Consider the following 8,671-nt stretch of genomic DNA (forward strand, 5'->3'; position numbering starts at 1 on the left):
GCTCGCGTTTTTGCCCCTGGTTTTTGCTTTGGGCCGGCGCCGGGGGGGGGGGGCTCTTGCGCATCGCCCCCGCGGGGGGGGGGGCCCCCCCCCCCCCCCCCCGTCAGGTGGAGTGGTTATGCGGCGTTGTCGGCCATGCGGGCGTTGACCCATGCGCGGACGGTGGCGGGGTCGTAGCGGAGGTGTTTTCCGATGCGGAAGCCGGGCGGGCCGGTGCGCTTCTTGCGCCAGCCATAGACGGTTTCCAGCGGGACGCCGAACATGGCGGCGATGTCGTCGGGGGTGAGGTAGCGGTCCGGGAGGCCGGCGCGCAGGGTGTCGGTGATCGGTGGTGATGCCATGGGGTGACTCCTTGGCAGCGGGCGCAGGCGGTCGGCGGCGCGGGCCGTGCCTGTCCGAGGTGCAGATTTCTGCGTCACCGCGTCACGTGCGTCATGCGAGGCCGTGACCTGGGGTTTTGTGTGACGCAGTGGTGTGGGGGTGCGTCACGGCTGCGTCATGGGCTGCGTCACGGCGTGACGCTGTGACGCAGCGGTGACGCAGAGCCTGCCGTCTGCGTCACGCTTGTTGCGGCCGGTCAGGGGGCTGTTCTCCAGCGCGTGTGACGCGGTGACGCAGAGCTTCCCTACTTAGGAAAAAGAAGGGGGTGTCTGTAGTGGGCCGGTGCTCCTTCGGGCGTGAAGAAGGAGCCGCTGCGCGGCACGACCTTGGCGCGGCGTTCCGCCGGACAAGCAAGAGGAGCACCCGGCGCGGCGTGCTCCTCTTGCTTGTCCGGGGGGAGCGGGGGTGCGGGTCAGAACGCTGTCGACTGCTCGGGCGGTGGCGGTGTGCCCTGGCGGGTCATTTCGAGGTAACGGCCCTCGCGGGTACGGCCGCTGTCGATGAGGACGCCTCGGGCGGCGAGGGTGGGTTGAAGGCGCTTGAGACGGTCCGAGAGCACCTTGCCCGTGGTGGGCCACCCTTTGGGTAGGGGGCGGCAGTCGTCGCCGCTGTAGAGGCGGCTCAGGGCGTGCAGCCATTCGGTCGACGTCATTCGCTGCTCGCCGCCGGGGGCCATGGTTCCGGCGTGCTGAAGAACGGTCTGCGCGAGCAGGTCGCCTTCGATCACGTCGTCGTTGAGGTCGTCCAGGCTGGCCCGGTACGCGGCCAGGGCTCCCAGGCCGGTGGCGGTGTCGAGTTGCGCGCACAGGTGGGCGAAGTCGGCCATCCGTAGATCGGTGGGCGTCTCGGCCTCGGCGGCGCGGACCTTGACGGTGAGGTCGAGGAGCGAGCCGAGGACGACGGGCAGTACCTCGGCGTACTCCGTCCACAGTTCTGCCTCGGTCCGCCTCACCCGGGGCCGCTCCAGACGCAGGGGCAGCAGCCGTTCCGCGAGGTCGGGCCGGATGACTCCCACGTCGATGCCGGTCAGGAGCAGGGGACGGCGGTAGCGGGCGCGGTGGACGTCCCCGTCGGTGAACAGGGCGCGCTTGACGCTCTCGGCGCCGGTGACGATGCAGCACATGGCGTCGGAGAGGTCTGGGGTCATGTGGGACAGGTTGTCCAGGGCGGTGACCCATCCGGCGGCCACGGCCGCAATCAGGTTCTCCTCATCCTTTGGCGCCCGCCTCAGGTCGCCGCTCATGCCCTCCACGATCCGCACCAGCATCCGTCCGCCGGTTGACTTCCCCGCGCCCTGCGGTCCGGTGAGGAACGGGGCCGGGACGGGCACGCCCGGTCCGAGGCAGCCGATGAGCCAGGCGATGGCCAGGCACTCGGTTTCGGCGCCTGCGAAGTTGCACAGCCGCATCAGCAGGTCGATGCCCTTGCCCTGGGTGTCCTTGGCCGGCAGGGGGAGTTCCCCGGTGAGCTGGGTGCGCTTCCAGCACACCTCACGCGGGTCCGGCACGGTGATGTCCCACCCGGTGGGGTGGATACGCACGGACTGCCCATCGGCGCGGCCGAGGTCCAGCCACGTCGCCCCGTCGAAGCCGGGAGCGACGCGGATGTGCACGGCCTGAGTCGTCTCGGTCAGTGCCAGCGCTTCAATCAGGTCCAGTGCCTCCTTCAGGGAGGTTCCGTTGAACACGCCGACCCCGTCCTTGAACATGCCGACCATGAGTTCCTGCCGGTGGCTGCCGGTCGTGCCCTGGGAGCGGATCGGGCGGGCCACGGGGTGGCCGTTCTTCTGCGCGTACACGGTGCCGTCGGCGGTGCGGAAGTACCGGAAGTGCTCTTGCGCGTAGGCGGTGATGACCTCACGGGCAGGGTTCTTCTCGTCCTCGGGCATGGCTCACATCCCCAGCGCGGTGCGGGCGTTGGTCCAGGCGTCGGCGCAGTGCCGGGTGGTCTCGCCCTTGGTCTGCGCGGCGGTGAACAGCCGCTGCATGTGGGCGTCGGTGAGGCAGCCGCACCGGCCGTGGACGGACAGCACGGCGAGGAACGTCCGGTACACGGTCGCGTGCACCCCGGCCGCCGCTTCGGTGATGCGCTGCTCGGCCATGGCGATGCCGCGTTCCAGGTAGGCGGGCGTCCGGTGGCAGCACTCCCCGCCGCCGGCCGGGGCCGCCGCGGCGACCGTGCGGGGCGCGGGCCGGGGCGTGACGGGTTCCTTCACGGCGAGCGCGCGCACCACGTCGGGCAGGGCGGTCATGGGGCCGGTGCCGGGTCCGAGCCAGCGGGCGTAGGACATCGTGGACTTGATGTCGACCCCGTCACGAACGGCGTTCACCGAGCGCATGACGCCCTGGTAGAGCCAGTGCTCGCCCCGCGTCGTCGCCACGGTGCGCGTGGCGGGCAGCGTCGCGCGGGCCCATGCGACGGCGTCGGCGTTGTCGAGGTCGACCACGGTCGCCCCGACCCCGCCAGGGTGGTAGGCGACCGCCCCAGCCTGCGACCAGGCGCGCGCCCACGCGGGCGAGGTGAGAACGTGCGGGTCGGTGGTGGCGGCGGCCCACGCGTGGCAAGGGGCAGGGCACCGGCAGGGGCCCGCCTCGCGCATGTTCGGCCGGCCACCACAGGCGACGGCCGCGCACGCCGGGCAGTTGCCGACAGGCAGCTTCCCCGCCCGCAGCGGCAGCACCGGCAACCGCCGCGCCGCCAACTCCAGGGCGAGCGGCAGCAAGCCGCCCACTCGCCGAACGTCAGTCGGTTGCGTCATGCTGGGGGTCTCCAGTTCTGTATGAGTGCTGGGAGATCGGGGCGGCCGTGACTTTGGCGAGAGACGGCCGCCCCAGCCGTTGTCAGCCGTGGAAGTGGTTGCGCTTGATGACGGCTTTGCGGATGTTGACCGTGGTCCCGGCGCTGGTGTCGCGGCCGGTGAGGATCTGTACGGCGATCCAGCCGCCGAAGATGACGGCGGCGAGAATGATGAGCTGCTGGATCAGCGCGGCGAGTGCGGCGATGAACGTGGTGAGCAGGAGAAGTCCGCCGCTCACGGCGAGGAACCCGACGCCGCCGAGGGCGATGTTCACGGCCGTCCGGGACACGGCCGGCTTGGCCGTGACCGGCTCCGGCTGTGCGGGGCTGACGGCGTAGCCGGTGACGATGCGGCCGTCCGGGAGGACGATGCTCGCGACGGTCGGCAGCGTGTGCGGCTGGACCGGAGCGAGGGGCGCCGGGCGCATGACGGCGGGCTGTATGGGGGTGGGCTGGTGGAGTTCCACGGGGCGGTGTGTGGGGCCGTGGGGGGTGTGGTCGGGGTACATGCGGAATCCCTTCCGGTGCGGGTTCAGGGAGGCGGGGACACCCCCTGCCGGGGGCGTTGTGGAGGGGGTTTGAGGGGGCTGGCCTGCGGTGCCTCCCTGCCTCCCTGAACGATCATTCGCGCAGGTCAAGGCCAGGGAGGCGGGCCAGGGAGGGGATCAGGGAGTTCTCCCTGCCTCCCTGACCCGCCCGGGGTCGGCTCCCTGTTACTCCGAAGCGGAAGCGGAACCCTCGCCAGCGCCGTCGGTGTCGCGGTTGGTGAGGGCGCGGGCGAGGCGGTCGCGGCCGACGACCATGCGGCCGTCCGACTTGTACGGCTCGGCTCCGGTGCCCTCCAAGACGCGCTTGAGGTCGAGGAACGACCACTTCCCGTAGACGTCCGCGTTCAGCGCGGCGAGCCGCTTCAGCACGTCCTGGGTGAGGACGCGGGAGGTGTCACCGACCACGGCCGCGATGTCCGCGAGCGGGGCACGCTCCTCGCCCCGCTCGATCACGGTGAGGGTGGTGACGCCGTCGCGCATCGCCTTGGCCCGGTCGGTGATGGCCACGGCCGCGTCGTCATCGACGTAGTGCGTGCGCACGGTGATGGACGACTGGCCCTTGGGGATGTCGATGCCGGACGACGCGACCACCAGGGTTCCCTGATCCAGGCCGGGGCGCAGAAGGTTCGGTGCGGCGCCGCCGTCGACCGCCTTGTCCCCCAGCGCCATGCGGGCCTGCGACTCGGTGCCCAGCGCGAGCGAGGCACGCGTGTGCGCTCCCTCGCGAACCAGCTTGGGAAGGTTCTGGTCGGTGGGGTCCTGGGTGCCCTGCCACATCAGCACGTTGACCGCACGCCCCTGGTTGTGGATCTTCCGTACGGCCATGAAGTACCGGGACGTGGCCTTGGATCCGCCGTAGTAGCGGCCGTCCTCATCCTTGAGGGGGCACATGAACGCGACCTGCGCCTCATCGACCAGCACGATCAGCGCGGGGAACAGGGTGCCGGGCGGGGCCTGGATACGGCGGTTCATCTCGTGCACCGCGCCTTCGACCATCTCGGTCACCTGGATCACGTGCTCGTCGGTCGGCCCCTGGATCAGGGTGCTGGCCAGACCGTCGAACATGGCCCAGTCGCCCACGCCCTTGAGGTCGCCCATGAGGAACTGCACCGACCGGTCCAGCGCCAGCCACAGGGCCAGGGAGCGCAGGGCAACCGTCTTGCCCTGGTTGGACAGACCGGTGATGAGCAGGTGCCGTTGGTAGAGGCTCAGGGCGGCGGCGTCGCCGCGCAGGTCCTGCCCCCATGGGGCGCGGCCCTTGGTGTAGTCGGCGGTCATCGTCTCGTCGGTGACCAGCGGCGACGGGCCGATCGGCTCATCCAACGCCCCACTGTCCGCGATCCACAGCCGGACCGTGCGGGCGGCTTCGGGGATCGTGATGAACACCTCGTGCTCATGCCGGGACAGGTTCTCGGCAAGCTTGCGGCGCTTGCCCTGCACCTCGTTGGTCGACACTCCCGACGGGAGGGTGACGTCGACTTCCACGCCGCATCCGGCGATCCGGATGGGCCCGAGCATCGCAGCGCCTGCGTCGCCCATCTCCTTGATGGCGTTGCGCAGCGCCGGAACACCGAGGTCCCGCAGGGCCTTGACCACGATCGACGGCGTGATCGGCTCACCCTCGTTCGACCGGACGTTGGCGGGCAGCGCCCACGCGGGCGCCGCTTGCTGCTTGCTCCCGACCATCCACAAGGCGAGGAGCGCGAGGAAGGGGCCGATGGACAGCAGCGGCCCCCACACCACGTGCACGATCCGGATGAGCAGGGCGATGAAGTCGACGGTCGCAGACAACGGGGTGATCACATCCCCGACATCCTTCGTGTTCAGCGCCATGACGACACCGAGCGCGACCAGCACCCCGATACCCATCCCGGTGCCGACGGCGACACCCTTGGCGGCGTCCACGGGGGAGTGGAGAAGGTCCATGCGGCGGTGGTGGCGGGCGGCGCGGAAACGCTGCAACCGCTCCTCCCACTCAGTTGCCGCCTCATAGTTCCCCGCGGCTTCGGCAGCCCGCAGCATCCGTTCGTAGCGGGCGCCAGTCCGCCCGTCCCAAGTCCGGCGGGCCACGATCCGGCCCCCGTTGACCGTGTAGAGAGCATGCCGCGCCACCGCCCGGACGGTGGTCCTCGTGGTCTCGTGCGTGGCGGCGGTCTTCAGGGCGCGGCCGGAGCGCACCCACAGCGGCACCGCCACCACCGGCGGGTCGGCCGGGAGGTCGGGGACGACGGTCAGCACTGTAGGGGCGGTTCCGTCGGTCGGGGTGTCGGCGCTCTTGTGGAGGTGGACGACGTTCTCGGTCATGCTGGGAGTTCTCCTGACTGCCCCCGGCGGGGGCGGGAGATGGGAGGGAGCCCGGGGTGTCCGTGTCCGTGGAAAGAGGCGGTCACCCCGGGCGGTCAGTACGTGCTGGTCACCACCAGCCAGAGGACTTCTTCGACGTCTTGGCGGAGGTCTTGGCGCGGGAGGTCTCGGTGACCAGTCGCTGACGCTCGCCGTGCAGGGCGATCAGTTCGGCGGTCAGCCGCGTGTCGGCAACGGACACCAGGCTGCCCATCCGGTCGCCCGCGCGGCTGCCGCCGGCCATGACCCGCCGCTCACGGCGGTTCAACGGCCACGACTCGCCCCTCCGCAGAGCTTCGAGCTTCTTCTCCGTCTGCCGGATCTCCCGGTCCACACGGCGAACTTCCGCGTTACGCATGTTCAGGCACTCCTCTGCGACCCGTACGGGCCGTAGTCGTGGCAGGGCACACACATGCCGAGCGACGCCGGAATGCAGTACCCGGCGTCCGTACGGCACTTGGGACACAGCCGCCGGGCCGCGTTGGCCTTGGCGAGTGCCGCCCGGCGGGCGGGGGTCATCGGCCGGACCGGTAGGGCGCGATCGATGCGGTAGAGGTAGGCGACCAGCGGGCCGCGCCGGCGGCGGGGGCGCTGGAGTTCGGCGGCCACGTCTTGACCGCCGGGCCGCAGTCCCAGCGCGCGGAGCTGACGGCGGGTCGCGTAGCCGTCCGGGGCGAGCCGCCACCGGAAGACCGGCAGCGACCCGCTCATGCCGCCACGCGCTTCCACGCCGCCCGCAACCGAACCTCAGACGCGGAGTGGGATGCACGGAAGCGAACGGCCATCTCGCGGTACGACAGGTCCGGGGTCTCGCTGCGCCGGATCCGGTCGACCAACGCGTCCAGTTCGTCATCGGTGAGCGCGGGCGCCGGCTCCAGCGCCAGGGGGGACACGGTCTCGGTGGGGCCCCAGACGGGGAGTTCCCAACGGGCCGTGACGCCGGGCGTGACGCCGGGTGTGACGGGGGTCGTCACACAGGTCAGCGCCCTGCCGGTCTCCTCGCCCTCTCGGACCGATTCCAGTGTCGACCACGCCCGGGAGAGGGTTTCGGCGGTCTCGGCTTGGACGTGTGCGACGCGGGCGCCGGCCTGCGTCACGGCCGTCAGCCGCGTCTCCTCGGTGGCTGCTTCCGCCCGGAGCCGGGCACGGGCCACGGCCGCTTCGTCCCGCGCTTCCTGCTGGATGCCCTGGATCGCCTCCAGTGCTTCCCCGGTGAGCGCGGTCCGCTCCCACAGCCCGTGGACCAGCCACAGGGCCTTGGCGGCGATGGGCAGCCAGGCAACGGCGAGCCACGCGCCGGCGTTCGTCTCGGCGGTGAGCGCGTGCGCCACCAGGACACCCGTCGCCACCGCCCCGAACGACCAGCCGACGGCGGTGACGCCGGTGGAGTGGTCGCCCTGCGCGGCCAGGCGGCGTTCGTAGGCGAGGGTGGCCAGCCATCCCCCGTCGATCCCCAGACCGACGATCAGCGCAACCAGCCACGGCATCGCCGTGCCCAGCCACATCACCACCACAGCCAGCGTGAGGACCATCGAGACGACCGTCATCGCCACGGCGGGCAGTACGGTCGTGACGCTGCGGTTCACCGGTCGGCCCCCTCAACCGTCGCGATCAGGGCGGCGACCACGACCGTCGAACGGCCCACCAGAAAGGCCAGGTCGTCTTCCGTCACGGTCGCCCAGTCGATGCCCGTCAGGTCTGCGAGCAGCCGCCTGGCCACCTCTACGCTGTGCTCCTCCATCGCGGTCAGGCGGGCGCTCACAGCGCACCCCCGACCGCGATCAGAGCCGCGATGATCAGCAGCACGCCGGCCGCGCGGGTCAGGTCGACCGCCCGCTGAAGCCTGGCGAACTTGCGGAGCGCGATCGGGGCGAGGTTCGCGATGTCCTGCGCCCGCTGGTCGATGGTCAGGTGATCCTGGATCTCCTCGGCCGTGAGCGTCGCCCACAGGGGGAACCCGGTCACGGCCGAGCCGGAGAGGTTCGGGCGGACCACCGTCAGCAACACACCGGCCGCCGTCACCAGCAGCACCACACCCCCGCCGCCGACCACGTACGCGGCCACGGGCATGTGCACATCCTTGGCGACCGTCCACACACCGGCCAGCAGCGCGCCGATGAAGGCGAGCAGCAGCGACGCCTTGGTGTCGGTCCGGGCGATCTCCGCCTTCATCTCCGCGTGCGCGGCGCTCAGCCTCGCGTCCTCGGCACTCATGCGGCACCCCCGGACAGCTCCACCGTGGCGGAGCGGTTCGAGAGTTCCCGGCGGGCGGTCAGCAGCCGGTTGTGGGCCCGGCGGATCCGCCGGGCGTCCAGCTCGGTAACCGGCCGGTCCAGCGTCATGATCTGCGCGTCCAGCAGGGCGATGTCCGCCGTGATGACGGGCATCTCCTGCTCGATCGCGTCCAGCTCAGCGGCGGTCGGCTCCGTCCACGGAGCGAACGCGGTAACAGCGTCCTGAAGTGTGACGATGTGGTTCATGGGTCGTGGTTCCTTCCAGAGGGGAACGGCCCGAACGCGGGGCGACGCGGGCCGGACCGGCGGCGGACGCGCGTGTGAGAGGGAGTAGCTCCCACCCCCCCCCCACCCGCCCCCCCCGCCCCC

General features: G+C 71.2%; 11 protein-coding genes. All 11 read right to left on the reverse strand.

Translation table 11 applies throughout. From position 1 onward, the window contains the following. Nucleotides 1–116 precede the first annotated feature (116 nt). Nucleotides 117–341 carry a helix-turn-helix transcriptional regulator gene (locus ACFXPK_RS31590; RefSeq protein WP_385080570.1) on the reverse strand — a complete coding sequence of 75 codons (225 nt, stop codon included), beginning with the start codon at nucleotides 339–341 and terminating at the stop codon, nucleotides 117–119. A gap of 452 nt (nucleotides 342–793) precedes the next feature. Further along, entirely contained in the window at nucleotides 794–2,269 is a 1,476-nt protein-coding gene (locus ACFXPK_RS31595; protein ID WP_385080572.1) for an ATP-binding protein, read from the reverse strand. Between the two features lie 3 nt (nucleotides 2,270–2,272). Beyond that, nucleotides 2,273–3,139, reverse strand: coding sequence for a DNA primase (locus ACFXPK_RS31600; RefSeq protein ID WP_385080573.1), 867 nt, complete (start codon nucleotides 3,137–3,139; stop codon nucleotides 2,273–2,275). 82 nt (nucleotides 3,140–3,221) lie between these two features. Then, nucleotides 3,222–3,686 (reverse strand): hypothetical protein, encoded by a 465-nt coding sequence (locus ACFXPK_RS31605; protein ID WP_385080574.1) that lies wholly within the window; start codon nucleotides 3,684–3,686, stop codon nucleotides 3,222–3,224. Nucleotides 3,687–3,890: 204 nt separating this feature from the next. Then, on the reverse strand, nucleotides 3,891–6,029 hold the full coding sequence (locus ACFXPK_RS31610) for an FtsK/SpoIIIE domain-containing protein (protein ID WP_385080576.1): 2,139 nt from the start codon (nucleotides 6,027–6,029) through the stop codon (nucleotides 3,891–3,893). 109 nt (nucleotides 6,030–6,138) lie between these two features. Continuing rightward, entirely contained in the window at nucleotides 6,139–6,426 is a 288-nt protein-coding gene (locus tag ACFXPK_RS31615) for a hypothetical protein (protein ID WP_385080577.1), read from the reverse strand. A gap of 2 nt (nucleotides 6,427–6,428) precedes the next feature. Then, a complete protein-coding gene (locus ACFXPK_RS31620; protein WP_385080579.1) occupies nucleotides 6,429–6,779 on the reverse strand; it encodes an RRQRL motif-containing zinc-binding protein in 351 nt (116 codons plus the stop codon). Then, nucleotides 6,776–7,615 carry a protein spdB gene (locus ACFXPK_RS31625; RefSeq protein ID WP_385080586.1) on the reverse strand — a complete coding sequence of 280 codons (840 nt, stop codon included), beginning with the start codon at nucleotides 7,613–7,615 and terminating at the stop codon, nucleotides 6,776–6,778. Before ACFXPK_RS31625 ends, ACFXPK_RS31620 begins: the two co-directional genes overlap by 4 nt. Nucleotides 7,616–7,650: 35 nt before the next feature. Further along, the gene (locus ACFXPK_RS31630) at nucleotides 7,651–7,809 is read right to left on the reverse strand and encodes a hypothetical protein (protein WP_385080581.1); all 159 of its coding nucleotides are present in this window, start codon (nucleotides 7,807–7,809) and stop codon (nucleotides 7,651–7,653) included. Between the two features lie 17 nt (nucleotides 7,810–7,826). Further along, the gene (locus tag ACFXPK_RS31635) at nucleotides 7,827–8,282 is read right to left on the reverse strand and encodes a Pycsar system effector family protein (RefSeq protein WP_385080582.1); all 456 of its coding nucleotides are present in this window, start codon (nucleotides 8,280–8,282) and stop codon (nucleotides 7,827–7,829) included. Beyond that, nucleotides 8,279–8,548: a DUF6284 family protein gene (locus ACFXPK_RS31640; RefSeq protein WP_385080584.1), complete on the reverse strand. Its 270-nt coding sequence runs from the start codon at nucleotides 8,546–8,548 to the stop codon at nucleotides 8,279–8,281. Before ACFXPK_RS31640 ends, ACFXPK_RS31635 begins: the two co-directional genes overlap by 4 nt. Nucleotides 8,549–8,671: the final 123 nt, after the last annotated feature.

The organism is Streptomyces sp. NPDC059142 (assembly GCF_042755665.1).
Taxonomy (GTDB): Bacteria; Actinomycetota; Actinomycetes; order Streptomycetales; family Streptomycetaceae; genus Streptomyces.

Excerpts from the sequence above, each read along its gene's own strand:
- ACFXPK_RS31625 (WP_385080586.1), bottom strand. The coding sequence starts at position 7,615 with ATGACGGTCGTCTCGATGGTCCTCACGCTGGCTGTGGTGGTGATGTGG.
- ACFXPK_RS31610 (WP_385080576.1), bottom strand. The coding sequence starts at position 6,029 with ATGACCGAGAACGTCGTCCACCTCCACAAGAGCGCCGACACCCCGACC.
- ACFXPK_RS31590 (WP_385080570.1), bottom strand. The coding sequence starts at position 341 with ATGGCATCACCACCGATCACCGACACCCTGCGCGCCGGCCTCCCGGAC.
- ACFXPK_RS31595 (WP_385080572.1), bottom strand. The coding sequence starts at position 2,269 with ATGCCCGAGGACGAGAAGAACCCTGCCCGTGAGGTCATCACCGCCTAC.
- ACFXPK_RS31635 (WP_385080582.1), bottom strand. The coding sequence starts at position 8,282 with ATGAGTGCCGAGGACGCGAGGCTGAGCGCCGCGCACGCGGAGATGAAG.
- ACFXPK_RS31615 (WP_385080577.1), bottom strand. The coding sequence starts at position 6,426 with ATGCGTAACGCGGAAGTTCGCCGTGTGGACCGGGAGATCCGGCAGACG.
- ACFXPK_RS31640 (WP_385080584.1), bottom strand. The coding sequence starts at position 8,548 with ATGAACCACATCGTCACACTTCAGGACGCTGTTACCGCGTTCGCTCCG.
- ACFXPK_RS31605 (WP_385080574.1), bottom strand. The coding sequence starts at position 3,686 with ATGTACCCCGACCACACCCCCCACGGCCCCACACACCGCCCCGTGGAA.
- ACFXPK_RS31630 (WP_385080581.1), bottom strand. The coding sequence starts at position 7,809 with ATGGAGGAGCACAGCGTAGAGGTGGCCAGGCGGCTGCTCGCAGACCTG.
- ACFXPK_RS31600 (WP_385080573.1), bottom strand. The coding sequence starts at position 3,139 with ATGACGCAACCGACTGACGTTCGGCGAGTGGGCGGCTTGCTGCCGCTC.
- ACFXPK_RS31620 (WP_385080579.1), bottom strand. The coding sequence starts at position 6,779 with ATGAGCGGGTCGCTGCCGGTCTTCCGGTGGCGGCTCGCCCCGGACGGC.